Consider the following 26,246-nt stretch of genomic DNA (forward strand, 5'->3'; position numbering starts at 1 on the left):
TAAACAAAATTAAAATTTAAGATTCATTAACACTTCTCTCACAGATGGATAGCAATTGTTGTTGTACGCTTTTGCTAATCGATTTGTCTTCGAAAGCAATTTCAATAGGAATATAAGCAACTGGTATATTATTTAGGATATTTAAAAATTCGGGGGTACGAATTCGTTGTGCATCCTTTTCTGTTGTAATGATTATTTTAGATCGATTCTTTATTTGTTCAAATCTTTGTCTAATGGTCAATATATCATTTCTAGTAAAAGCATGGTGATCTGAAAAAGCAAGATGCTCCATGTCATTTATAAGAGGTTTGAGGTACTTGATCAATGGTTTTGGATTAGCGATACCAGTAAGCAGTAAAACGGTTGTATTTGGCGTTATTTTAGCCTCCAGCTCATTGATGGAAATGAGGTTGCCATAAACTATGCTCGTAAAGTAAACATTTGTTACAGCGCTTTTTTGGATTAATTTATTTTTAATGAGCTCTTTTTCACTATCCGATGCATCGGAAGGTGTTTTAGTCACCACGAGCATATTTGCTCGTTTTGATTCTGCAGGAAGATCTCTAAAATTGCCCATTGGCAGTACAAACATGGGGTGCAGACAAGAACTGTATTCAAATAACAGTATGGAGAAAGTTGGTTTCAACCTGCGATGTTGAAAAGCATCATCGAGTACAATGACATCGTGGCTATTCATTAAAGTTTCTACACCATTACATCGGTCTTCACAGACAGAGACTGTGATATTAGGAAATTTGTTTTTGAATTGTAGTGGTTCGTCACCTACTTCGTCAGCTGTAGATGCAATATTGACATATTTAAACCCTTTAGTCTTACGTCCATATCCACGACTCAATGTAGCAACTCTATATTTATCTTTAAGGACTTGAATGATAAACTCAGTCATGGGACTTTTACCCGTACCTCCAACGGCAAGATTACCCACCACGATAGTTGGGATCGTATAATTCTTGGACTTTATAATTTGTAAATCAAATAGTCTATTTCTAATCCAAATAACTATTCCATAAACTATTGAGAAAGGAAATAAGAGTAATCGCAGCTGCTTCATTTTACTTGCTGGTAATATTCAGTCCGATATCTGTAACCTCCAAGAGTGGATTATCTCGCATATTTTGTTCGAAAGTGAAATGATATAGACCTGTGTCAGGAAAGCTATAATCTTTATGGATAAGACTTCGCTTTGTATACAAAGAACCTGCAGTATTACCGGTCCACTTTCCATATGAATCGGCTAATTTAAGCTCTTTTTTGTAGGTGTAAAGCTTCGTGTTAGCACCTTTTTGATGCACTAAAATAAATAGGTTTGAGTAGGGGTAATGCGAGGTATGACGAACGTTTAACCATACATCATATTTTTTAGAAATATCTGAAATGTGAACATCAAAGGTTGGTTTATTAGCATGGGCCCACGCATTTTTATAAATATTTACATTTTCATCCATGATTGTATTTGAATCACATGAAACAAATAGTGATATCGTCATACAGCCTATTAGGAATGTACTTTTTTTCATTCTTATTTAAGTATATAATATTGGCGAGAATGTTCATCCTCGCCAATAATCGAAATCAACTTACTATTCTGCTGAAGGAGCAGTATTATTACCTTTATTTCTATTGTTTCTATTCTTATTAAACCTTCTTTTTGGCTTACTCACCGCGCCCTCTTTATTTTGACTTGGAGGAGTGTTTTTATCGGTATTCACCGTTTTAGGCCCTTTTTCTTGTTTTTGTTGCGGTTTCTCGACTTTAGCTGGTTGCGCTTTAGCAACTTGCTCAGGAGCCACCTTTGCACGAACGTTGGGTTTTGATTTACTTTTACTACTTCTTTTTCTTTTATTTTTTTCGTCCAGACGTGTTAAGCTATCTTGGCCGACCACATTTTCGTAATCGTAATTAACAATTTTTTCTTCTTTGATTTCATCCTCTACTGTTGAAATCAACTCGTCAACTTTAATACCCTGTTTATTTTTTTCGATAAGTTCTTTCACTTGATCCACAGGTAACGGTATCCAATTTTCAGCTCCAGGGTAAGAGAACCACATCATTTTTTTGAAAATGTCTGTTTTCTGCAAATATGCATTACCCTTAGTTGTCTCGATACGATCGATATTATTTGGTATGTCTTTTAAAGCATCCATATAACTATCCAGTTCGTAGTTCAAGCAACATTTCAATTTACCACATTGACCCGCTAATTTTAGGGTATTGAGGGATAGGTTCTGATATCTTGCTGCAGACGTAGAGACAGTTTTAAAATCTGTCAGCCAGGTAGAGCAGCATAATTCACGACCACAAGAGCCAATACCGCCTAGGCGACTTGCTTCTTGCCTCATTCCTATCTGTCGCATCTCAATGCGGATACGGAAAGATTCCGCCATTCTTTTGATCAATTCACGGAAATCCACACGACCTTCAGCCGTATAGTAGAACGTCGCCTTAGTCTTATCACCTTGATAGTCTACATCCGATATTTTCATAGAAAGACCTAATTCTAAAGCTAGATTTCTAGCCTTATGCATGGTCTCCCATTCCAAATCTTTGGCGATATTGAATTTTTCAACATCAGCCTCTGTAGGTTTGCGATAGATTTTCTTGGTGACACTTTCTAAACTTACATTGTTTTTCTTCAATTGTAAGCGAACCAATTCTCCCGTAAGAGAAACATGTCCAATATCATATCCGCCTGTAGTAGGTTCTACAGCAACCATTTCACCAATTTCTAAATATAAATTGTCAGAATTGATAAAGAAATCCTTTCGAGATCCTTTAAATCGAACTTCTACAATGTCAAAAGGTTTATAGTTGGATGGCATATCCATATCAGATAGCCAGTCATATACATCTAATTTATTACATCCGCTAGTCATGCAAGAACCATTATTTTGGCAACCTGCTGGAGTACCGCCCACTGTCGTCGTACTTCCACAACCTCCGCCGGATGAGCAACTGCCACATCCCATAGTTTTCTATATATATTGAGTTCCTTTCGGAAACGTTTGGTATTTAAACATTAATACTAATTGCAAAGATAAATCTAAAAATAATATTTTAGGATTTGCATTTCTTTCAACACTATAATGTGTTGACTCAAACAAATTGATTGTTTCTTCAATTTGTTCGAGGGTATAATGAACAGCAAACTTGTTTACAAAATCAAGTTCTTGAGCAGGAAGGAACACTAAGCTGGATAGGTCTTGTTTTATTAAAACGATTTGACGCATGATATTAATGGCATACATTAAAAATGTCTTCTGGTTTTCTCGACCTAGCTTTGCAATTTCGTCTTCACAGATGCTGATAATATTTAGACCCGAATCTTGAACAATAAGGCGCAACCACTTAACCAGTAAAATAAAATGGTTATTGGTGTTGAGATTAATCATATTGATTGCCTCTTGTAGGTTGCCATCTGCTATAAAAGCAATTTCCCTAGCTTCTTGTTCTTCGAGTTGTTTGTTTTCTATTAAATATGACGTAATCGCTTGATGGCTTAACTTATTGATTTTTATAAGTTGCGTTCTAGAAATAATCGTGTTCAATATTTTATCTTGATTTTCAGCAACCAAAAGAAACAATGTTTTTTCTGGAGGTTCTTCGATCAATTTTAAGAGTGCATTACCTTCTTTTTCCAAATATTCAGGTAACCACATAATCAATACCTTGTAATCAGCCTCAAAAGATTTTAAACTTAATTTTTTGATTATTTCATGTGCTTCAGCAATATTGATATTGACTTGTTTATTTTCTGCATCCAATTGTTGGCGCCAGTTTTCTAAACTCAAGTATGGATTGTCCAAAAAAGCTTTACGCCAATTTTCCATAAATGTAGCCGCATTATCCTCCTTATGTTTTGCAATAAATGGATAAGAAAAATGTAGATCAGGGTGAATCAGTTTAGCATATTTGCGACAAGAAGGGCAAATGGCGCAACTATCACTTTCCAGCTTATTTTCGCAGTTTATAAATTGTGCGTAAGCCAAAGCTAAAGCCAATGAGCCAGATCCTTCAGGTCCCAAAAACAACTGAGCATGGCTAACACAGTTTTCACGAACTGTGCTAATCAAATGAGCTTTAACTAAATCATGTCCAATTATTTCCTTAAATTGCATATACTACTCCTAGTCTATACAAATGTAATAAATTATAGACAGCATTTATTTATAAACAAAATATAAATGCCTGAAATTTGCTTTTTTTTATTGAATTTCAATTGTTTAGTAGCGTGAATAACGATTCAATAGCGAATGCTATTTTTCCACTATTTGCATATCTAGCGTTTAAAAATGTAGATTCTTTTGCGTAATATTGCAGATATAATTCATAATTTTAGGAAATGAGATTTATAGTATCCACATCGATTTTATTAAAACAACTTCAAGCTATTAATGGCGCTTCAAGTAGTAGTACAGTTCTACCTATTTTAGAGAACTTTCTTTTTGAAATAAAAGACAATACGTTGACAATTTCTGCTACAGATCTGCAGACTAGTATGGTCACGTCATTGCAAATTGAGGCTAAAGAAGAAGGAAAAGTAGCGATGCCTTCTAAAATTCTAATCGAAACATTAAAGACATTGCCAGATCAACCTGTTGCTTTTTTCGTCGATAACAATACATTGGCGATAGAAATTAGTGCAGGAGATGGAAAATATAAATTGAGTGGTGAAAATCCTGAGGATTTCCCTAAGATTCCTGTAATCGACAATGCGCACACGGTTAATATGCCTGCTCCAATATTAGCAGAAGCGATTAGTAAGACGATTTTTGCGGTTAGTAATGATGAATTGAGACCAGCGATGTCAGGTGTATTGGTACAGTTGGGCGATAAATCGGTTACTTTTGTATCAACAGATGCACATAAATTAGTGCGATATAGACGTTCTGATATTGGAGTAGAAAAACCTGCTTCATTAATCCTACCTAAAAAAGCATTGTCTTTATTAAAGTCGTCTCTACCTTCTGAAGATATTAATGTTTCTATTGAATATAATTCAACAAATGCATTTTTCAGTTTTGGTAATATCAATCTAATTTGTCGTTTGATTGATGAACGTTACCCTGACTACGAAGCTGTAATTCCTCAAGTGAATCCGAATAAGCTAACTGTTGATCGCCTATTATTCTTAAATACACTGCGTCGCGTAGTTATTTTTGCTAATAAAACAACGCACCAAGTACGTTTAAAGATTTCGGGTAGTGAATTGAATATCTCAGCCGAAGACTTGGATTTTTCTAATGAAGCGCATGAGCGTTTAGGTTGTCAATTTGAAGGTGAAGATATGGAAATTGGCTTCAACGCTAAATTTTTAGTGGAGATGTTGAATAATCTAGCTAGTGAAGAAGTCGTGATAGAGATGAGTACGGCTAACCGTGCAGGCTTATTGATTCCGGCTGTAGCTGATGAGAATGAAGATATATTAATGCTGGTTATGCCGGTTATGTTAAATAACATTGGTTAATTCGAGCAGATTTGGACGTTATAGCGCATATTATAGATTTTGTTCTTCATATTGATAAGCACTTACTAGAAATTGTAAATGATTATAAAACGTGGACCTATCTCATCTTATTCCTGATTATTTTTGTTGAGACTGGTATTGTTGTGATGCCATTCTTACCAGGAGATTCTTTACTTTTTGCAGCAGGTATGTTAGCAGCACAACCTAATGAACTCAATGTCTGGTTGATGATTGTTATTTTATTGGTGGCAGCGATATCTGGAGATTCACTTAATTATTCCATCGGTAAACGCTTTGGCATGCAGATAACCAAGTTTAAGCTTTTTGGTAAGCAGGTTATTAAGGACGAACAGATTCAGAAGACACATTCGTTCTATGAAAAATATGGAAGTAAAACTATTGTAATTGCTCGATTTGTACCCATCGTTAGAACTTTAGCTCCATTTGTTGGAGGAATCGGTAAAATGAATTATGGTACTTTCATTACCTATAATGTCATAGGCGCACTTCTTTGGGTAATTGGGATTACACTGGCAGGTTATTTCTTAGGGAATATACCCATTATAAGAGATAATTTTTCAAAAGTCGTACTGTTAATCATTTTAGTATCGGTGTTACCGATAGTGTACGAAGTGATAAAAGAAAAAATTAAAAGAAAAAAGGAAGCTTAAGAGCTTCCTTTTTTTATGGCTATCATCTTTTTATCGTTAAAACGATGCAGTTATAATATCTAAATCAACTGAATTCAATTGATTTAGATATTATTCAAGTTCATTTCAAATGGAAATCATCACAACACTGATTGACTTTATTTTACATATCGATAAGCATTTGCTTCAAATCGTTCATGAATATGCAGGATGGACTTACCTTGTTTTATTTTTAATTGTGTTTTCAGAAACGGGGTTGGTTATTGCACCATTTTTACCTGGAGATTCTGTTTTGTTTGCATTGGGAGCCATTATTGCCAGACCAGAGAGCGGCTTGTCCTTGGTTTTATTTTGGCTTGTACTAGTTTCGGCAGCGGTGCTGGGTGATTTTGTAAACTATGAAGTGGGTAAATACTTTGGACATAAAGTCTTTAAGCCCGATGCTAAAATTTTTAGATCTGCTTATTTAGAGCGAACCCAAGCATTTTACCTAAAGCATGGTACAAGGACTATTGTTTACGCTCGTTTTGTCCCTATTGTTCGCACATTTGCACCATTTGTCGCAGGGATATCCCATATGGCCTATCGAAAATTTGGTACTTATAATATCTTGGGAGGTTTTTTATGGGTAACCTTATTTCTATTAACAGGATATTACTTTGGACAAATTTCATTTATCAGCAATAATTTCTCCCTAGTAGTACTATTCGTGATTTTGATCAGTATAGCACCTGTTTTGGTACAGGCGATAATCAGTAAAAAATCAAAATCGGTCTAAACCTATTATCTTTTTTAAAGTCTATTTTGACTTAAACAAATTTACATGAAGTATCAGCTCGTTATTTTTCTCAGTTTATTATTTTCATTTTCATCAGCACAAGTGCGATTAGAAAAAAAGCAGGCTAAGGCTGCTTTTGAACATTTAAATGATATTCGTAAAAAACCCGAAAAATTTAAAAAGAAACTTGGACTATTCAATTTGAATAAGGTGACCAGAAAACACTTGAACTGGAATAATCAATTAGCAAAAGTTGCGGAAGCCCGAGCAAAGGATATGGCAAAGCGCAATTATTTTGACCACGTAAATCCAGATGGCAAAGGACCAAATTATTACATTCAAAAATCCGGATATAAGTTAAATCCAAATTGGTTGAAAAATAAAAAAGCAAATAATTTCGAATCTATTGCTTGGAATTGGCCAACGGCCAAAGCTGGTATAGAAGGACTGATAATAGGGAAGGAAGCACCTGGTTATTATCATAGAAAGCATTTATTGGGGATGGATGAGTGGAATTCTTCTTTATATGATATCGGAATTGGTTTTGTTACAGTAGGGAAGAAGGGCAAGCAAGAAAGTTATTTATGCGTTATTATTGCCAAGCATGATTCGTAAAATAAGCAATTTATAGTCTTGATACTATGCATTATTGGAATGTTTCTTACCTTTGCATATGATAAAATCAATGACAGGATACGGCACTGCTGTAAAAGACAATGGAAAAGTTAAGTACAGCGTTGAGATTAAATCCTTGAATTCTAAATTTCTTGAACTGAATTTGCGTTTACCTAAAGCAGTTTCAGATAAGGAATTAACTTTGCGTACAGAGTGTAGCAAGCTTATCGAGCGCGGTAAGGTCAATCTGTATGTCAACGTTGAATATACTGATCAAACGGCAAAAGCATCTACTATAAATGCCGATTTGTTAAAAAAATACTATACCCAATTACAGCAAATTGCATTTGAGTTAGGAGATAAGCAAGTTTCCCTATTTCAGATGGCTCTTAATATGCCAGAAGTAATCGCTAATAATGATGGTGAGGTTGACGAAGAAGAATCTAAACTGTTATTGGAAGCTTTTTATGCTGCGGTAGAACAATTTAATATTTTCAGAGCTGATGAAGGAGCTGTTCTTTCACAAGATTTAACGAGTAGAGTAGAATTGATTTTAAGCTATTTAACTGAAGTTGAGGCTGTTGAAATGGACCGTATTCCTTTGATACGCGAACGTATCAATCATTATTTAGAGGAGTCTGTGGGCAAGGAAAACGTCGATAAGAATCGCTTTGAACAAGAATTGATTTATTATATTGATAAATTGGATATTACAGAAGAGAAGGTACGCTTGCGCTCGCATTGTAGTTATTTTCAAAAAGCATTAACAGCATCTGATTCTAATGGTAAGAAATTAGGGTTTATATCCCAAGAAATGGGAAGAGAGATCAATACTTTGGGCTCTAAAGCCAATCACGCTGGAATTCAACAGATCGTGGTAAAAATGAAAGAAGAATTAGAAAAAATTAAAGAGCAATTGCTCAATGTATTATAAGGATGGCAGGTAAGTTAATTATATTCTCAGCGCCATCGGGTGCCGGTAAAACAACAATCGTAAAAAATTTATTAGGTAAGCATAGTGACAAACTGGAATTTTCCATTTCGGCTAGCACACGTGAGCCTCGTGGAGAAGAGGTAGACGGTAAAGATTACTACTTTATCTCTAAGGAAAGTTTTCTTCATAAAATTGCAAAACAAGAATTCATCGAATTTGAAGAGGTATACGCAGGTACATTTTATGGCACTTTGCGTTCGGAAGTAGAGCGTATATGGGCAAAAGGTAAACATGTTATTTTTGATATCGATGTTATAGGTGGTCTTCGTTTACGTTCAAAATTTCCAGATGAGGCCTTATCTATCTTTGTACAGCCACCTTCCTTAGAAGTTTTAAAAGACCGTCTTCGTGGTAGAGGAACCGATTCTGAAGAAAAATTGCAGGAACGATTTGCAAAAGCAGAAACAGAACTATCCTATGCAGATAAATTTGATGTGATCTTAAAAAATTATGATTTGGATGTTGCTGTTGTAGAGGCGGAAAAATTAGTAATGGATTTTCTTAATAAATAGTAATGGCTAGAGTAGGTTTGTTCTTTGGGTCTTTTAATCCTGTTCATGTGGGGCATCTGATTATTGCCAACTATATGGCCAATTATACAGCGTTGGATGAAGTCTGGTTCGTGGTTTCTCCACAAAATCCATTTAAGAAGAAGGAAAGCCTGGGGAATATGTATGACCGGTTAGAAATGGTCAATTTAGCCATAGAAGATACTGAAAACCTAAAGGCTAGTGCTATTGAATTCGGATTACCACAGCCATCATATACCATAGATACCTTGACACATTTGGCTGAGAAGTATCCGCTACATGAATTTGTTTTGATTATGGGTGAAGATATTTTAGAAACTTTTACGAAGTGGAAAAATTATGAGGTCATCTTACGAGATTATCATGTATACGTATATCCAAGACCAAATTACAATGGTGGAGCTCTGAAAGAAAATCCTGCTATTACCATGACCGAAACACCGATGATGGAACTGTCATCAACTTTTCTGAGGAAGGCTGTTAAAGAGGGTAAAAATATAAAATTTTATACACCAGATAAAGTCGTTGATTTTATTGAAAAGAAAGGGCTATACTCGTAAACCATAACGGTTAACAGGCTCCTATTGTACACAGATTAAGGCTTAATGAAGAGACCTATTTTATAAAATAGGTCTCTTTCTGTTTTTAGATAGTTAGCGTCCCATCCAGCCTCCATCTACGGTCAGTATAGTGCCATGTACATAGTTAGAAGCCTGCGAGCTCAGGAATAAAGCAGGACCTTTGAAATCCTGTGGTTCACCCCATCTAGCAGCTGGAATCCGAGCTAATATAGAGGACGATCTTTCAGGATCCTCGCGTAGTGCCTCTGTATTGTCTGTGGCGATATAACCTGGTGCGATTGCATTTACATTGACTCCCTTTGAAGCCCACTCATTTGCAAAAGCTTTTGTTAAAGAAGCGATTGCCCCTTTAGAAGCGGCATATCCGGGTACATTTATTCCTCCTTGGAAAGAGAGTAACGATGCTGTGAAAACTACTTTTCCTGTTCCACGTGAAATCATATCTTTGCCTATTTCTCTTGTCAATATAAATTGTGCATTTTGATTGATTTCGATGATTTCATCCCAATATTCATCCGGATGTTCGGCTGCTGGTTTACGTAAAATATTACCCGCATTGTTCAGGAGTATATCGATTATTGGATGATCCGCTTTAACGTGATTGATAAAGGTATAAAGGGCCTCTCTGTTCGAAAAATCACATTGGTAGGCATGAAATTTTCGACCTAAGGATTCGATGGATTTTTGAATGGCCGAATTTTCTAATTCCAGAGTTGCCGAAACGCCAATAATATCAGCCCCAGCTTCTGCTAAAGCCTCTGCCATGGCTTTACCGATACCCCTTTTGCAACCCGTTACTAAAGCGATTTTTCCTGTTAAATCAAATGATTGTAGTATTGACATTATTTTTTATAACTAATGGTTAGTGGTTTTTGTACCTGTTCAGACGCTTGTTCTAAATATTTTTTCCAGGCGTCCATGCTTTGTATCTTTCCTGCTTTATTAAATGCCGCTCCCATATAATAAGTCAATGTTTGATTGTTTTTTGCCGTTATATTCCATAAAAATTGAGTAGGAGTATCAATAAATGTATTCCTGCTATTGGGGAATATTAAAGCAGTTCCGGTAATATTACCTTTCATTTCAGGCTCCCAATACGCGAAAAAATTCGCCTTTTTATCGCTGAAAGTATTGGGGTCGGTTTCTTTACGTTTGGCAATTCCGATGACAATCGGTGTTAAAGCTGCTGTTGCATTATAAATATTTAAGCTAACTTTACTAAGCTGGCTTTCTGCATCAATGGATATTTCTTTTTCAATGGTTATACCATGACCTTTTATTTCCTGAGGTTCATAAATTAATTTAAAGGTAGAGCGTAGCGGTCCATTATCTAAAACTTTATATTGACGGTAATGCTTCGTGTATTGTACATGATTGTCAAAATACAAGGCGATATCGCCAACACCTAGTGTTTGCCCTACTGAATAGTAATCTAGTCCTTTACCATGGTCATGATGGTAGTCATCTGTTTTATACCATTCGTCAATCACTAACTCGTCTGTACGCTTTGACCAATAATCAAACCCTTGCGCATCCTCCGAAGTACCTTCCAAAGCCTTACCATAGGCACGGAAAGCCACAACATTATTTTCCCAAGCAAAATCATCTTTGCGTTCGGGAACATAGCGTGCGAAAGTTTTATTTTTCACTTGCATCTGGTTAGCGGCAGAGACAGCTAGTTTTAACGTTCCTTTAGGGGCTATTTGTACAGCAATCAAGATATTCTGCGGACTGGTTTCACCATGCATTTCCAATTGGTAAACAAGTGGTTTTTTAGAATCTTGGTCTACTATTGAAAAATTGTTATCCCTTAAGCCAAAATGATTTTTAAATTTTTCAAACGGAATGCTCACCACTTCTTTTCTTTCAAAGGAAGAGGGGCTGTTAATCTGTACAGTATTGCTATTCTGGGCAGATAAACTCGATGTGACACCCAGTAAAATAGCTGTAGATAGGAATGATTTCATGTTAATTTATTTTAGATCTGTTATTGCAGATTTGTCCATATCGTCATAATCTAGATTTTCACCAGCCATTCCCCAGATAAAGGTATAATTACTTGTTCCTGCTCCAGCGTGAATAGACCAAGGAGGAGAAATCACGGCTTGTTCATTTTTCATCCAGATATGTCGTGTTTCATCTACCGGTCCCATAAAATGAGAGACGGCTTGCCCTTCAGGCACTTCAAAATAAAAGTAAACTTCCATACGTCGGTCATGAGTATGCGCTGGCATCGTATTCCAAACAGAACCGGGTTTAAGCTCGGTCATTCCCATTTGCAATTGACAAGTATCTACAATCTTATTGAGAAGCATTTGGTTGATCGTTCTGTGGTTGGCCGTTTCAAGAGATCCTAATTCAATTTTGTTTGCAGACTCTTTTGTTACCTTCTTAGTAGGAAAGCTTTGGTGGGCAGGAGTGGAGTTTAAATAGAATTTTGCAGGGTTCGCAGCATTTTTGCTACTAAAATAGACGTTCTCAACTCCTTTTCCGATATATAATGCTTCTTTATAGTCTAAATCATAAGTAGTTCCGTCTACTTCCACCTGACCTGATGCACCTACGTTGATAATCCCTAACTCTCTTCGGCTTAGGAAGTAGGGCTCTTTTAATAAGGCTGGAATAGTTTCCAATTTTATTTTTCCTGAAACGGGCATTGCTCCGCCGGCCATATAACGGTCATAGTGTGTATAGGTAAAATTAACTTGATCAGCTTCAAAAATATTTTCAATCAAAAAATTATCTCTTAAAGACTTTGTGTCAAGTGTTTTACATTCATTTGGGCTAATTGCATAGCGGGATTCATAATTCGTTTTCATATCTAAGCGTATTTAAGAAATATGCTAAAAATAAGATATTAATAAATCCTAAGCCACAATAATCTTCGCAATCGATATCGAAAAAACTAAATGAATAGTGCGATGATATAAGACCATACAGCTGTTGTAAATAGGCTGAGTATAATTCCTATTCCTATAATGAGGTTGATCAACTTGGTGTTTAATCTGAACTGCTGTACGACCATACTTGCTGTAATTAGTGTTGGCATAGCTGCCTCCATGATACTTACACGGGCTATATCCCCTTTTACCCCAAGTGCCAAAGCTGCAATTAGAACCAAAGCAGGAGCCAACATCAATTTATAGAGTAGGGTCATTGAAATTTGGGTGATCTCGCGCTTCATACCTTTAAATTGTAGCTGCAAACCAACGGAAAATAATGCTAATGGAGCAACTGTCGACGCAATTTTATCAAAAAAAGGTTCGGTCATACTCATATCGATATATTTCCCCAAAACTAGTGCGAGTATACAGGCAATAAAAGGAGGGAATGTCACCAATCTTTTTATTAGAGCAGTGACTTTAATGCCTTCAGTATTGCTTCGGTCTCCTTTAATGGCACAAATAATACCCACGGTAGCCAGAAGCATGAAGTTTACCTGATCGCAAATGATTGCAATGCTCAGGTTTTGCTCGCCATAATACGCAATGATTAAGGGGAAACCAATAAATGAAGTGTTACTATATGCTGAAGATAATTCTAATGTACTTCTTGATCGTTGGCTATAGCCTTTATAACGACAATATAATTCCATGAAGATCCAACTTCCTGCAACAACAAGTATAGGCGATAATACTGGGAAGAAAAGCTGCGCGCTCCAGCTAATTTGTGGGATGTATTTGAAAGATACTGCAGGCAGAGCGATGTATAATACCCAAATATTAATACTTTTTGAAGCATTTTCAGGAATTAATTTGAAATGCTTAAATAGCATTCCAGCGCAAATACAGAATATAATAAGGATAAAATTGACCATTTTGAATTGGAAAACGATATGAACTGGCGAAGATAATCAAAAGTGAAATCTACTTTTTATATTATTTTATTTTAATCAAACCATAGCATGTGCTTGCTTTATTTTCATCTCCGAAACAACTTCATATTTGGCAGCTACCAATTCCCTATATAATAGAGAATTTATAGGGGTATAACAGGGGGTTAGTAGGGGGTTAATAGGGGTATACCCCTATTAACCCCCTACTAACCCTAAATAAAGCTAGGCTTAAACCCAATTTAATGAATAATCTAATAACTATTTGTTCTTAAGTTTAAGTATATGTAATGGAATCGTTGACTTAAAAAAACAAGCTTGACTTCTTTTTTTTGTATAAATAGAAAAGCATTGGCTTAAAAACTAACGCTTTTCTATTTTTCTTACTAAATTAGCATCATGACAAAGAAAAAACCAACCATATTGGTCGTAAATGATGATGGCATTACTGCACCAGGTATCAAAGTTTTGATTGAAGAAATGCAAAAGATTGGACATGTTGTCGTAGTTGCGCCAGATAGTCCACAATCGGGCATGGGGCACGCTATTACCATAGGACGACCTTTGCGCTTGGATCGTATTGATTTGTATGAAGGTGTTGAGATGTATAAATGTTCTGGAACTCCAGTAGACTGCGTTAAATTGGCCGTTAATAAAATATTTAAAGGCCGTAAGCCAGATGTATGTGTTTCCGGAATTAATCATGGATTGAACCATTCCATCAATGTGTTATATTCAGGAACTATGTCTGCTGCGGTAGAAGGTGCCATTGAGGGGATTCCCTCGATTGGCTTTTCTTTAGACAACTTTGCCTATAATGCAGATTTTTCACATTGTAGACCTTATCTAATTTCTATTACACAGCAAGTACTGGCTAATGGACTACCTAAAGGTTCATTGTTGAATGTAAATTTCCCTAATGATGCCGATATCAAGGGGATAAAAATATGTCGCCAAGCTGGTGGTCATTATGTTGAGGAATTTGATGAGCGTATCGATCCGCATAATCGTGATTATTATTGGATGACCGGAAAATTCGAATTGGAAGATCGTGGTGAGGACACAGATTCATTTGCTTTAAGTAATGGTTATGTTGCTATTGTACCCACTCAATTTGATATGACAGCTCATCATGTTATTCCAGAATTAAATTCTTGGGGATTTGATGTTTAAGATGAAGAACAATTTAGGTCTCGGTATTTTGATGGGAGCAATAGCGCCTCTTATCGCTTATTTACTTGCTACTTACACAGCACTTACTGATAAATTGGCCCCCGAAAAGCCAATGCTGGTGTATGTTATTGCAGTATTCATAAATTTTGTAGCACTACGTTTTCTATTTAAGCGAGAGCAAGATGCCTTGGCGAAGGGAATATTGGTAGCAACTTTTGCGGCTTCTATTCTGTATATATTAACACAAAGATTATCCATATGAAATTGACATTGGGTTTTTCACCTTGTCCGAACGATACTTTTATTTTTGATGCACTTATCCATCATAAGATAGATACAGAAGGGCTGGACTTCGATATTGTCTATGAAGACGTCGAAACTTTAAATCTTAAGGCCTTCAGAGGCGATTTGGATGTTACAAAGCTAAGCTACCATGCTTTTGCATATGCTGTTGAAGATTACGAACTGCTGGACGCTGGTAGTGCACTTGGTTTCGGAGTCGGGCCAATGTTGATCACAAAGGATGCGAATTTGGCAACAATGCTTCAGGAAAAATTAAGTTCTGGAGATTCATTAACAACGGAGTTAGAGCAATTGCGAGTCGGTTACCCAGGTAAGTATACAACCGCTCATTTTTTATTGGGCTTAGCATTTCCAGAATTGAAGAATAAGCAGGAACTTGTTTTTTCTGAAATAGAAAGTTCTTTACTAGCTGGGGATATCGATTTAGGATTGATTATTCATGAAAATCGTTTCACCTATCAAGAAAAAGGATTATTCAAGGTGGTTGATTTAGGTGATTACTGGGAAAAAACGACAAATTGTCCTATTCCTTTGGGGGGGATTGTCGTGAAAAGAAGCCTACCAACCGAAATTAAAGTAAAATTGAATCGTATATTACGAGCGAGTGTTGAATATGCTTTTGCAAATCCTACATCAGGACTGGAGTTTATCAAGTCTCATGCGCAAGAAATGAGCACTGAAGTGATGTATAAACACATTGAACTTTATGTCAATAAATATTCTGTAGAACTTGGGAAAGAGGGGCGTTCTGCTATTGAAATGATGTTTAATAAGGCTCAGGATATGGGCTTTATCCCTAAAACGGATAAGAATTTGTTTTTGTCATAAAAAATAGTAAAAAAAATATATATAGTGTGTTAGATATGATATCTAATAACTAAATTTGCCCGATTAGTGTCAATTTGTCTGCAATTTTAGTTTGGAGTCATTATTGAATGAAAGTCATAAATTGAGATAGAAAAGAATATTATGTTAAAATTTTTAAGTAAATTATTTGGAAGTAAATCCGAGCGAGATATTAAGGGTGTTCAGCCAATTGTAGAAAAAATAAAATCGGAATACGAGCAGCTAGCATCACTAAGTGATGATGAATTGCGTGGTAAAACGGCTGATTTCAAAAATAGAATAAAAGGATATTTAGCAGATATTGATCAGGAAATTTCTTCTCTTAAGGCCGAAGCTGATGCTGATGACATCGATATGTCACAAAAAACAGCCATCTATGAAAACGCAGATAAATTATCTAAAGAACGTGATAAAAAATTAGAAGAGGTTTTAAAGGATATTTTACCAGAGGCTTTCGCTGTGGTAAAAGAAACTGCAAGACGTCTGACAGAAAATAAACAATTGGTCGTTACAGCGAATGACTTTGACAGAGAGATTGCCGCTCAAAAACAAAATGTTGTGATTGAAGGCGATCAAGCTACATGGAAAAATGTTTGGTTGGCAGCAGGCTCTGAAGTGGTTTGGAACATGGTGCATTATGATGTACAATTGATTGGTGGTATTGTATTGCACCAAGGTAAAATTGCACAGATGGCAACGGGTGAGGGTAAAACTTTAGTGGGTACACTTCCAACATACTTAAACGCGTTAGCTGGAAATGGTGTTCATATCGTTACGGTGAATGATTATCTAGCTCGTCGTGACTCGGAGTGGAATGCACCATTATTTGAATTTCACGGTATGAGTGTCGATTGTATCGATAAGCATCAGCCAAATTCGCCACAACGTCGTAAAGCATATGCTTCTGACATTGTTTATGGTACCAATAATGAGTTTGGATTTGATTATTTACGTGATAACATGACACAAACACCTGAGGCATTGGTGCAAGGAAAGTTGCATTTTGCTATGGTGGATGAGGTCGATTCAGTTTTAATTGATGATGCACGTACACCTTTGATTATTTCAGGACCAATACCTCGTGGTGACCAACATGAATTTTACCAATTAAAACCTCGTATCGAGCGTTTGGTGAATGCACAAAAGGCATATATCAATACCGTATTAAATGAAGCTAAAAAAGCTGTAAAGGCAGGCGATATCGACCCAGAGAAAGGTGGATTAGCTTTATTTAGAGCTTACCGCGGTTTACCAAAAAACAAAGCATTAATTAAATATTTAAGTGAAAATAATCACCGTCAGATTTTGCAAAAAGTTGAAAATTACTATATGCAAGAGCAGAATAAAAATATGCCTAAAGCTGATGAGGAATTATACTTTGTAATTGATGAGAAAAATAATCAAGTAGAATTAACGGAGAAAGGAATCGAATTGATCACTGCATCTGGTGAAGATACTTCGTTTTTCATTTTACCTGATGTGGGTTCTGAAATCGCTGATATTGAAAAAGCTGATATCCCTTTAGAAGAGAAAGCAACACGTAAGGAAGAATTATTGCGTGACTATTCGATTAAAGCGGAACGTATCCACTCTATTAATCAGTTATTGAAGGCATATACGTTATTTGAAAATGACGTTGAATATATTGTTGACGAAGGAAAAGTAAAAATTGTAGATGAGCAGACGGGTCGTATCATGGATGGTCGTCGTTACTCAGATGGTTTGCATCAAGCAATTGAGGCAAAAGAGAATGTGAAAGTAGAAGATGCGACACAAACTTATGCGACCATTACGTTACAAAATTACTTCCGTATGTATCACAAACTTGCGGGTATGACGGGAACAGCATCTACTGAGGCAGGCGAGCTTTGGGAAATTTATAAATTGGATGTTGTCGAGATTCCGACAAATCGCGTTGCTTTACGTGATGACCGTCAGGATTTCATTTATCGTACCGCCCGTGAAAAATACAATGCTGTAGCAGAAGAGATTCAGAAATTGACAGAAGCAGGTAGACCAGTATTAGTGGGTACTACATCGGTAGAGATTTCGGAATTGTTAAGTCGTATGCTACAATTACGTAAAGTGAAGCATAATGTATTAAACGCGAAGTTACACCAAAAAGAAGCGGATATCGTTGCAGAAGCGGGTCAACCGGGACAAGTAACCATCGCTACAAATATGGCGGGTCGTGGAACGGATATTAAATTAAGCGATGAAGTGAAGGCTGCTGGTGGTTTAGCGATCATTGGTACAGAGCGTCACGAATCTCGTCGTGTTGACCGTCAGTTACGTGGTCGTGCAGGCCGTCAAGGAGATCCAGGATCGTCTCAATTCTTCGTATCTTTGGAAGATAATCTAATGCGTTTATTTGCATCAGAGCGAATCTCTAACATCATGGTGAAAATGGGTGTTGAAGAAGGCGAAGTGATGCAACATAGCATGTTGACAAAATCTATTGAAAGAGCGCAACGTAAGGTAGAAGAAAACAACTTTGGTATTCGTAAGCGTCTATTGGAATATGATGACGTGATGAACTCACAACGTACTGTTATCTATACGAAACGTAAAAATGCCTTGTTCGGAGAGCGTTTAGATGTTGATTTGAATAACATGATTTTTGATGTTGTTGAAGAGATTGTCGCAGATGCTAAAGAAGGGGGTTCTTATGAAGATCTTCAGATTGAAGTAATCCGCATATTTGCTGTTAATCCAGAAATTTCGGAAGAAGAATTTACAAATACAAAGATAGAAGCGTTAACAGATCGTTTATTCGAACAGATCATAAATGCTTATCATCATAAAGTGAATACTGTTGCTGCTCATACTATTCCTGTATTACAGAATGTATTTGCAGAGCGCGGTTCAGTTGTAGAAAATGTTGTTATTCCTTTCTCTGATGGCCTTCGTGGCATCCAAGTTGCTACAAATTTAAAGAAGGCAATCGAAACAGAAGGAAGAGAAGTTTTCAAATCATTTGAAAAAGGTATTGTCTTAGCTTTAATTGATGAAGCTTGGAAAGAACATTTACGCGAAATGGATGATTTGAAGCAATCTGTACAAAATGCAGTTTACGAACAAAAGGATCCGATCATCATTTATAAGATGGAAGCATTCAATCTGTTCAAGTCTATGTTAGCGGAAATGAACAAGGATATTGTTAGCTTTATTTTCAAAGGAGAAATTCCAGGACAAAATATGCAAAGTATTCCTGAGCGTTCTGTGCAGGCACCTCAAGTTCAGGTGAAAGCAACAAAAGCAGAGTTGGAATCTCCTATAGGAGTAAGTGCTGAAGATATAGACACACGTGATCTAGGACCTAGTCAACCTGTTCGCAATGAACATGAAATTGGTCGTAATGACGATTGTCCATGTGGTTCTGGTAAAAAATATAAAAACTGTCATGGCGCAAATAGCTAGGCCGTATTTAAATAAATAAATTACAATGTTTAAGATAGGATTGATAGTTGTTTTTGCTTTAGTGAGTTTTACTTTTTCAAAAGTAAACGCGCAAGAGAATGAAAATGTAGTTATTATGAAAGATTCATTAATAACAATTTTGCAACATTATCGAGCAAATATGGGTATCAATCCTGTCGAGAACAAACCTGTAGCAGTATCTAGCAAACCTCCAGTACGAAGCGCGGCTACGCGTACGACAGTGAGGGGCTTTAGGGTTCAAATTTTTGCAGGTAGTGATCGTAATGCTGCTTTCTCAGAGCAGTCACGATTCAGAAGCATGTATAAAGACATTGATACCTATGTCAATTATGATGAGCCCAATTATCGGGTCAAAGTAGGCGATTTTAGGAGCCGATCTGAAGCAAATAATTTCATGAATTTGCTGCGTCAACAATTTAAAAACGTATTCGTATTCTCGGAAAACGTTTTTGTTTACCAATAATCTTATTAAAATGGCAAGTATTAAAGAAAAAGTTAATGCCTTAGCCCAACAGTTTTTTCAAGAGACGGTTCAAATGAGGAGACATCTTCATCAGCACCCCGAACTTTCTTTTGAGGAGTATCATACTTCGGCATACGTCAAATCCGTGTTGAATGATATGGGTATTTCCTATCAGGAGATGGCTGATACAGGCATTGTGGCTTATATTAAAGGAGATCTCACCTCTGATGAGGTAATCGCTTTACGGGCCGATATGGATGCATTACCTATTCAAGAGGTAGCCGGTAGAAGCTATGGTTCTCAAAATGCGGGAGTCATGCATGCCTGTGGTCATGATGTACATACTTCATCATTGTTGGGCGTCGCCAAGATTTTACATGCATTGAAAGCGGAGTATGGAGGAGTTGTCAAATTGATTTTCCAACCGGGAGAAGAACGTCTTCCAGGTGGTGCTTCTATCATGATTAAAGAAGGTGTGTTGCAGAATCCTGCTCCTTCAGCAATCATTGGCCAACACGTCATGCCTTTTATCGAGGCAGGAAAGGTGGGCTTTAGAGCTGGTAAATATATGGCATCCTGTGATGAGCTGTTTATGACAGTGAAAGGAAAGGGAGGGCATGGTGCTCATCCACACCAGAATATTGATCCAATCGTGATTACCGCACATATTATTACGGCTCTTCAACAAATTACAAGCCGATTTGCAGATCCTAGGATACCTACAGTTCTTTCTTTTGGTAAGATCAGTGCAAATGGTGCCACAAATGTCATTCCTGACGAAGTTTATCTGGAGGGTACCTTCCGTACCTTTGACGAAGAATGGCGTGCTGAGGCGCATGAAAAGATGATTAAAATGGCAACCGGTATGGCGGAGAGTATGGGAGCAACATGTGATTTTGATGTCCGTAAGGGGTACCCATTTTTAATCAACAACCCGGAGTTGACGATGGCGGCCCGTGGTTTTGCAGAAGAATACTTGGGAAAGGAGCACGTATTGGATCTGGAGCTATGGCCTGCGGCGGAAGATTTTTCCTACTATTCACAAGAGATTGATGCATGTTTCTATCGTTTGGGTACAGGCAATAAATCCAAAGGTATTCAATCTGCGGTGCATACAGCAACTTTTGATGTTGATGAAGATGCCCTATTGGTAAGTATTGGCTTGATGGCTTATATGACTTTAAGACGTTTAGGATATTAAGATTATGTCATCACATCATATTGTTAGGGAACGGCAAGAGCCCGCCCTATTGATAACAGATATCTATAGTATTGACATCGATCTGGTCGGTCAGATCTTAGAATGGTCTCCAACCATCATTACAGATATTGATTCCTATGAAGCGGTTACTTCACAGAACTATAAAGTGGACGTTATTTTTACAAATAAGTTAATTGACCTACCACAGGAACATGTGAAGAGTGTTTTTTTTGAAACGAATTATGTAGAGGCGGCGTTGCGCTACCTGGTACAAGAAGGCTATAGCGCGGTTAATATTTTAGGTGGAGGTTTTGATAAAACCGTTTTGGAGCAGTTCGCGAAAAAAATAGATATTGTCTGGTTACGTGATGATAAAAGGACGATTTTTGTTCAGTCCGGTTTTCAAAAATGGATGCCAGCGGGAGATGAGCTCATTATAGAATCTACCTTAAACGAGTTAGAATTGGAGGGAGTGGCGTTGATTTCGGAGAATAAATACAAGACCATAAAAGATGGATTTTTCAAAATAAAATTCTCGAATTCTAAATTTTGTTTACTGACAGAAAAAATATGAATACCTTAAATATCACATATGCTGAAATAAGCGAAGCAGAACTGATCAGTGAAATTGGGAAGAAAAGCTATTGGGAAACTTATCCATCAATTTTAACAGCCGAGCAAATTGACTTTATGCTGAATAAGAATTACACGATGGAGGCCATTAAAACTTTGATGGGGAGTGGGCAAGATTTTTATGTACTATATGAGGATTCAGTTGCAATGGGTTTTGTCGCTGTTCAGGTGAAAGAGCAGACAATCTTGCGGATAGAAAAACTTTATCTTCTGTCGGCGGCCAAGGGCAAAGGATACGGAAAAAGATTGTTAGATTTTGCCGCTCAATTGGGCAAGTCAAGAGATCTGCTGAAATTGGAACTCAATGTGAACCGTAGCAATCCCGCTTATCATTTTTATTTAAAACAAGGTTTTTTAGTGACAGAAACCGTTGATATTCCTTATTACGATTATGTTCTGGATGACTATGTCATGCAGAAAGCGCTACAGCATTAGTCCTTTCTGATTGCCATTAGTCCTGTGTTTTCGGTATAAAAGGATTAATAGCCTACATAAGTACCTTTATAATAAAATAGTAACAAATAAATTTGCATTTATATCTGCGCAATTATATTGCGAATCAAAGCAAATTTATCTAAGTTTGAGATAAATAGTAATACATCATGAAAGAAGTAACAGTAGAAGAACTTAAATCAAAAATTGATAATAACGAAGATTTTCAATTAATTGATGTACGTGAGACATTTGAGTATGAGGTTTCTAATCTAGGAGGATTGAATATTCCGCTATCTGGAATCTTAATTGAAGTCGAAAAGATTGCTAAAGATAAACCCGTTATTGTTCAATGTCGTTCAGGAAAACGTTCGGCACAGGCAGTAATGATGCTGGAGCAACAAGGCTTTGACAATTTGGCCAACCTAAAAGGTGGTATCGTAGCATGGAAAGAGGAAATCGATCCTGAGATAGACGTCTATTAAGCTTAAATAAATCATGAGCTTTCGGCTCGTATTAGGAGAAATAGCTACTCATGACAGCTTCTCTGCATGAAATGGGAATTTATATTTTAATGAAACCATCATGTGCTTAAGTAAAAATGCAGACCGATATGAACGGAGCCCAATCGTATCGGGTGAGTTTTTGAACACGATTAAAAAAATCAATTTATTCTAATGAAAAACTTAGAGTATCAGACTAAACAAGCTTTTTTGTTTAGTCTTGCTTTTTATTGCATTTCACTCGGATCCAAACTGTTTCACTTCGACATTTTTCCAATCCTATTTAGTATTTCTTTGCTGTTGTCCCTTATTTGGGTCGTATTAACATTGCGGGAAATCATATTTTCGGGTCGAATTTCAAACACGGAGCGGATGTTAATGGCATTATTTATTATATTTTTCAATATAATTGCAGGCATATTTTATTTCTTCCTGTTAAGGAAGAAAGTAATTGGTAAAAATTAATATTATGACAAAAAATTTTATTCTAAATATTCTACTTAATTTATTGATTGTAGGAGCGATCTATTATGGTTTTAAAGCTTACGAAGCTGGAAACGTCTTAGTAAGTGGTCTTTCGATTGCCTTATTGGTTGTCTTTATCTTCTTAAAGCGTGCCTTGATGAAGAAGGTTAAAAATGACTTACAAATTGAGGGGGAGCGTAGGAAACAAGAAAAGATGAAGTAATAGAAATGGGCAACTGATTCAGTTGCCCATTTTTTATTACTTAAAATGTTTATTACTTTACAAATGGTGGTTTAACCACTTTTGCTTTTATACTTTGGTTACGGATACTGATATAGATTTCAGATCCTTCTTTTGTGAAAGCATTATCAACATATCCTAGACCGATTGATTTCTTCAATGTTGGTGATTGTGTTCCCGAGGTTACACGACCAATTTTGTTTCCATCTGCATCTAAGATCTCATAATCATGACGTGCAATACCACGATCGATCATTTCGAATCCAACTAGTTTTTTCTTGATACCAGCTTCTTTTTCAGCTTTTAGATTAGCAGAGTTAACAAATTCTTTTGTGAATTTTGTTACCCATCCTAATCCTCCTTCTAGCGGAGAGGTTGTATCGTCGATGTCATTACCATATAAACAGAAACCCATTTCTAGACGTAGTGTGTCGCGAGCACCTAAACCAATCGGTTTAATGCCGTAAGCAGCACCAGCTTCAAAAATAGCATCCCAAACTTTTTGCGCATCTTCGTTTGCAACGTAGATCTCAAAACCACCAGCACCTGTATATCCTGTTGCAGATACCAATACATTCTCTACACCAGCAAATGTGCCTTTAGTAAAGGAATAATATTCCATAGACGCAAGTTCGATGTCGGTTAAAGATTGCAATGCATCAGCTGCTTTAGGACCTTGTACTGCAAACAATGAAGTTTCATCAGAGATATTTTTCATATCAACTCCAAAGCTGTTGTATTTAGAAATCCAATTCCAGTCCTTCTCAATATTAGAAGCATTCACAACTAAAAAATACGTGTTTTCGTCGATGCGGTATGTTAAAAAATCATCTACTATACCACCGTTTTCATTTGGAAGGTAAGCATATTGAATTTTACCGTCATACAACTTGGTCGCATCATTCGAAGAAACTGCCTGAATAAGGTCTAATGCTTTCTCTCCTTTAAGAATGAATTCGCCCATGTGACTAACGTCAAACACACCTACAGCTGTACGAACAGTCTCGTGTTCATCATTGATACCCGAATATTGAACAGGCATGTTGAAACCTGCAAAAGGAACCATTTTCGCTCCTAAAGCGATATGTGTATCCGTAAGGGCAGTATTTTTGATCATAATACGATAAGTTTTATTTATTTACAAAATTACAAAAATAAACAGCGACTTTAGTCTAAAGATTAGCATTTGTGCAATCGATTTACTGATCTATTGTTAAGGAGTAAATTATTGCTTCCATTTTATCATCATCTGGATCTTCGCAAAGTAAAAAAGTAATTTTTTTGTCCGAGCGCTCTTTCAGCGTAATCCCTTCAAATTTGTGTTTTCCAGGTATCAGGGTTGTCTCCAGCTGCATAGGTGTGTTTTTATTAAATTTTCCTAAAATGGTTCCCGCAATTTCACCATCCAAATAGGTGGAGTTTGAAGCTTCGGCTGCCGCGATAAAATAAACGGTATCTGCAATTAAAATAGCATCCGTAAATGCTGTTTGAACCTCATTGATGAGGGGTAGCTGTATTGGGATAAAACTACTTTCCTCAGGGTTTACCTTGTTGATTTTGAAAATACCGTTTTGACTTTTTTGTCCATTACCGCGGTTGAAAAACCAAATTTCATCGGCGGTATGAATGACTCCTTCAATATTGAAATTATCTTGGTCAACATCAAATTTCTGTTGTAAATGATGATAGATGCTTGAAAAATCCTCAGCGTTGGCCTCCTTTTCATAAGTTATGCGGGTATTTCGGTTAGGAGTTGAGCCTGACCCATAGATGTAGTATTTGCCTTGGTCATAAGCTATGGATTCAAAATCTGGTTTTTTAGCCTTAGCGATAATTTCTAAATCAATCGCATTTTCATCAAGTCGAATTTTAGATAAAGCGCGTTCATTTAGTGAAAAATCATAGAGGTAGTAGCTGTTATCGGCTATGAGATAAAGATGATTATTTTGATAGACTAATCCGGATGCGGCACTTATTCCAGAAATAGTGAGAAAAAAGTCTAATATTAAGTTCTTCATATCTGATGTGCTAGATTTAAGATGGTCAATACACGATTAAACTCAGGTTGTAGTTTAGCTTTAATGGTGATGACTTCTTTGGTTTTTGGATGCGTAAAAGTTATTTCCGAGGCATGAAGCATCATAGTATCCATCTCAAAATGATCTTTCCAAAATTTATTCTGTTTATTACATCCATGCGGACGATCGCCAATGATGGGATAGAATATATGTGCAAAGTGTTTTCTTAATTGATGCATTCTTCCGGTTGTGGGATTTGCTTCTACTAAACTATAGCGCGATGTCGGAAATTTACCAGAAGCTATCGGAAGTTCTGCTTGGGCAATTGTTTTGAAATCGGTCTGCGCTTCCTGTATGGTTCCATTATCTTTTTTCAAAGGATAGTCGATATGCATTTCATCGGGGGCATGACCACGTAATACGGCAATATACCTTTTATCTACAAGTTGGTTTTGAAACAATTGCTGTAACTCCCGATCCATCTCTTTATTTAGCGAAAATAAGAGGATACCGGCTGTTTTCCTATCCAATCGATGTGCAGGGTATACGGTTTGACTAATTTGATCTCTTAAGAGCTGAAGGGCAAATTCGGAAGCGTCGCGTGCAATGGAGGAGCGGTGTACAAGCAGACCATGTGGTTTATTGATCGCGATGATGTCTTCGTCTTGATATAAAATTTCTAACATACTAGATTTACATATTTTTTATAATAGCAATTATTTCATCAGCTTTTTCGTCAATCTTGGGACTGATCCATACTTTTCCAAAAGCACCAAGACCTATGGTATTATTTTGACCCTGCCATTTAATTTTTGTTAACGAGAAGAGGTAATAGTTTTCTACGACCACACCCTTTTCCACAAATTGTTGTACAACTTGATTCCCAAATAATCGCATTCCAATATCAAGAAATCCTTGTTTCTTATGATCTATTTGATTTTTAATTAAATGCTCAGCCTTTTCTTTTACAACTCGTTCGTGTTGCTCTTGAGTAGGGTTAGTCCAAATTGCTGCCACAGTAATGAGTATGATGACTAAAGCAAAAATTCTTTTTTTATTCAT

The 26,246-nt window shown here is 36.6% G+C and carries 29 protein-coding genes; 17 read left to right on the plus strand and 12 right to left on the minus strand.

Annotated features, from left to right (window positions below; genetic code table 11):
• Positions 1-16 precede the first annotated feature (16 nt).
• The 4 genes from lpxK to KO02_RS00870 all read right to left on the minus strand — a co-directional run bounded on the left by lpxK (position 17) and on the right by KO02_RS00870 (position 4,136).
• A complete protein-coding gene (gene lpxK / locus KO02_RS00855; RefSeq protein WP_038695016.1) occupies positions 17-1,072 on the minus strand; it encodes a tetraacyldisaccharide 4'-kinase in 1,056 nt (351 codons plus the stop codon).
• A 1-nt stretch (position 1,073) separates the two neighbouring features.
• The gene (locus KO02_RS00860; RefSeq protein ID WP_038695018.1) at positions 1,074-1,538 is read right to left on the minus strand and encodes a gliding motility lipoprotein GldH; all 465 of its coding nucleotides are present in this window, start codon (positions 1,536-1,538) and stop codon (positions 1,074-1,076) included.
• Positions 1,539-1,601: 63 nt separating this feature from the next.
• A complete protein-coding gene (locus KO02_RS00865) occupies positions 1,602-2,987 on the minus strand; it encodes a stage 0 sporulation family protein (protein ID WP_200878594.1) in 1,386 nt (461 codons plus the stop codon).
• A 6-nt stretch (positions 2,988-2,993) separates the two neighbouring features.
• Positions 2,994-4,136: an ATP-binding protein gene (locus KO02_RS00870; RefSeq protein ID WP_038695020.1), complete on the minus strand. Its 1,143-nt coding sequence runs from the start codon at positions 4,134-4,136 to the stop codon at positions 2,994-2,996.
• 224 nt (positions 4,137-4,360) lie between these two features.
• Here KO02_RS00870 and dnaN point away from each other — a divergent pair, with 224 nt between their 5' ends.
• The 7 genes from dnaN to nadD all read left to right on the plus strand — a co-directional run bounded on the left by dnaN (position 4,361) and on the right by nadD (position 9,612).
• Positions 4,361-5,485 (plus strand): DNA polymerase III subunit beta, encoded by a 1,125-nt coding sequence (dnaN, locus tag KO02_RS00875; protein ID WP_038695021.1) that lies wholly within the window; start codon positions 4,361-4,363, stop codon positions 5,483-5,485.
• Positions 5,486-5,496: 11 nt separating this feature from the next.
• On the plus strand, positions 5,497-6,156 hold the full coding sequence (locus KO02_RS00880) for a DedA family protein (protein ID WP_038695023.1): 660 nt from the start codon (positions 5,497-5,499) through the stop codon (positions 6,154-6,156).
• Positions 6,157-6,265: 109 nt separating this feature from the next.
• Positions 6,266-6,913: a DedA family protein gene (locus tag KO02_RS00885; protein ID WP_038695025.1), complete on the plus strand. Its 648-nt coding sequence runs from the start codon at positions 6,266-6,268 to the stop codon at positions 6,911-6,913.
• Between the two features lie 45 nt (positions 6,914-6,958).
• Positions 6,959-7,528 (plus strand): CAP domain-containing protein, encoded by a 570-nt coding sequence (locus KO02_RS00890; protein ID WP_038695027.1) that lies wholly within the window; start codon positions 6,959-6,961, stop codon positions 7,526-7,528.
• Positions 7,529-7,586: 58 nt separating this feature from the next.
• Positions 7,587-8,462 (plus strand): YicC/YloC family endoribonuclease, encoded by an 876-nt coding sequence (locus tag KO02_RS00895; RefSeq protein WP_081918274.1) that lies wholly within the window; start codon positions 7,587-7,589, stop codon positions 8,460-8,462.
• Positions 8,463-8,464: 2 nt separating this feature from the next.
• Complete coding sequence (gene gmk, locus KO02_RS00900; protein WP_038695031.1) at positions 8,465-9,034, plus strand: guanylate kinase; 570 nt, start codon at positions 8,465-8,467, stop codon at positions 9,032-9,034.
• Between the two features lie 2 nt (positions 9,035-9,036).
• Entirely contained in the window at positions 9,037-9,612 is a 576-nt protein-coding gene (gene nadD, locus KO02_RS00905; RefSeq protein ID WP_038695033.1) for a nicotinate (nicotinamide) nucleotide adenylyltransferase, read from the plus strand.
• Between the two features lie 93 nt (positions 9,613-9,705).
• Here the strand turns inward: nadD and KO02_RS00910 are convergent, their stop codons facing one another.
• The 4 genes from KO02_RS00910 to KO02_RS00925 all read right to left on the minus strand — a co-directional run bounded on the left by KO02_RS00910 (position 9,706) and on the right by KO02_RS00925 (position 13,408).
• Complete coding sequence (locus KO02_RS00910; protein ID WP_038695035.1) at positions 9,706-10,476, minus strand: SDR family NAD(P)-dependent oxidoreductase; 771 nt, start codon at positions 10,474-10,476, stop codon at positions 9,706-9,708.
• A complete protein-coding gene (locus KO02_RS00915) occupies positions 10,476-11,600 on the minus strand; it encodes a DUF4861 family protein (RefSeq protein ID WP_038695037.1) in 1,125 nt (374 codons plus the stop codon). The genes KO02_RS00910 and KO02_RS00915 overlap by 1 nt, the downstream gene beginning before the upstream one ends.
• 6 nt (positions 11,601-11,606) lie before the next feature.
• The gene (gene kduI / locus KO02_RS00920) at positions 11,607-12,452 is read right to left on the minus strand and encodes a 5-dehydro-4-deoxy-D-glucuronate isomerase (RefSeq protein WP_038695039.1); all 846 of its coding nucleotides are present in this window, start codon (positions 12,450-12,452) and stop codon (positions 11,607-11,609) included.
• Between the two features lie 86 nt (positions 12,453-12,538).
• Positions 12,539-13,408, minus strand: coding sequence for an AEC family transporter (locus KO02_RS00925; RefSeq protein ID WP_235212318.1), 870 nt, complete (start codon positions 13,406-13,408; stop codon positions 12,539-12,541).
• Between the two features lie 456 nt (positions 13,409-13,864).
• Here KO02_RS00925 and surE point away from each other — a divergent pair, with 456 nt between their 5' ends.
• From surE to KO02_RS00975, 10 genes are all read left to right on the plus strand, one after another.
• Entirely contained in the window at positions 13,865-14,638 is a 774-nt protein-coding gene (surE, locus tag KO02_RS00930; RefSeq protein ID WP_038695043.1) for a 5'/3'-nucleotidase SurE, read from the plus strand.
• A 1-nt stretch (position 14,639) separates the two neighbouring features.
• Positions 14,640-14,900, plus strand: coding sequence for a hypothetical protein (locus tag KO02_RS00935; RefSeq protein WP_038701929.1), 261 nt, complete (start codon positions 14,640-14,642; stop codon positions 14,898-14,900).
• Positions 14,897-15,769, plus strand: a complete 873-nt coding sequence (locus KO02_RS00940; RefSeq protein WP_038695045.1) for a menaquinone biosynthesis family protein — start codon at positions 14,897-14,899, stop codon at positions 15,767-15,769. The genes KO02_RS00935 and KO02_RS00940 overlap by 4 nt, the downstream gene beginning before the upstream one ends.
• A gap of 141 nt (positions 15,770-15,910) precedes the next feature.
• The gene (secA, locus tag KO02_RS00945) at positions 15,911-19,207 is read left to right on the plus strand and encodes a preprotein translocase subunit SecA (RefSeq protein WP_038695046.1); all 3,297 of its coding nucleotides are present in this window, start codon (positions 15,911-15,913) and stop codon (positions 19,205-19,207) included.
• A 25-nt stretch (positions 19,208-19,232) separates the two neighbouring features.
• Positions 19,233-19,691: an SPOR domain-containing protein gene (locus KO02_RS00950; protein ID WP_038695049.1), complete on the plus strand. Its 459-nt coding sequence runs from the start codon at positions 19,233-19,235 to the stop codon at positions 19,689-19,691.
• A gap of 10 nt (positions 19,692-19,701) precedes the next feature.
• A complete protein-coding gene (locus KO02_RS00955) occupies positions 19,702-20,892 on the plus strand; it encodes a M20 family metallopeptidase (RefSeq protein ID WP_038695051.1) in 1,191 nt (396 codons plus the stop codon).
• Positions 20,893-20,896: 4 nt separating this feature from the next.
• Positions 20,897-21,466 (plus strand): hypothetical protein, encoded by a 570-nt coding sequence (locus KO02_RS00960; protein WP_051959712.1) that lies wholly within the window; start codon positions 20,897-20,899, stop codon positions 21,464-21,466.
• On the plus strand, positions 21,463-21,960 hold the full coding sequence (locus KO02_RS00965; RefSeq protein WP_038695053.1) for a GNAT family N-acetyltransferase: 498 nt from the start codon (positions 21,463-21,465) through the stop codon (positions 21,958-21,960). Before KO02_RS00960 ends, KO02_RS00965 begins: the two co-directional genes overlap by 4 nt.
• A gap of 167 nt (positions 21,961-22,127) precedes the next feature.
• Complete coding sequence (locus KO02_RS00970; protein ID WP_038695055.1) at positions 22,128-22,442, plus strand: rhodanese-like domain-containing protein; 315 nt, start codon at positions 22,128-22,130, stop codon at positions 22,440-22,442.
• A 487-nt stretch (positions 22,443-22,929) separates the two neighbouring features.
• Complete coding sequence (locus KO02_RS00975; protein ID WP_038695057.1) at positions 22,930-23,148, plus strand: DUF6358 family protein; 219 nt, start codon at positions 22,930-22,932, stop codon at positions 23,146-23,148.
• Positions 23,149-23,200: 52 nt separating this feature from the next.
• Here the strand turns inward: KO02_RS00975 and gcvT are convergent, their stop codons facing one another.
• The 4 genes from gcvT to KO02_RS00995 form a co-directional block, all read right to left on the minus strand.
• Positions 23,201-24,280 carry a glycine cleavage system aminomethyltransferase GcvT gene (gcvT, locus tag KO02_RS00980; RefSeq protein ID WP_200878644.1) on the minus strand — a complete coding sequence of 360 codons (1,080 nt, stop codon included), beginning with the start codon at positions 24,278-24,280 and terminating at the stop codon, positions 23,201-23,203.
• Between the two features lie 85 nt (positions 24,281-24,365).
• Positions 24,366-25,184 carry a DUF6929 family protein gene (locus KO02_RS00985; protein ID WP_038695062.1) on the minus strand — a complete coding sequence of 273 codons (819 nt, stop codon included), beginning with the start codon at positions 25,182-25,184 and terminating at the stop codon, positions 24,366-24,368.
• Positions 25,181-25,870, minus strand: a complete 690-nt coding sequence (locus KO02_RS00990; protein WP_038695064.1) for a pseudouridine synthase — start codon at positions 25,868-25,870, stop codon at positions 25,181-25,183. Before KO02_RS00990 ends, KO02_RS00985 begins: the two co-directional genes overlap by 4 nt.
• A gap of 7 nt (positions 25,871-25,877) precedes the next feature.
• On the minus strand, positions 25,878-26,246 hold the full coding sequence (locus KO02_RS00995) for a DUF4359 domain-containing protein (protein ID WP_038695066.1): 369 nt from the start codon (positions 26,244-26,246) through the stop codon (positions 25,878-25,880).

The organism is Sphingobacterium sp. ML3W (assembly GCF_000747525.1).
GTDB lineage: Bacteria > Bacteroidota > Bacteroidia > Sphingobacteriales > Sphingobacteriaceae > Sphingobacterium.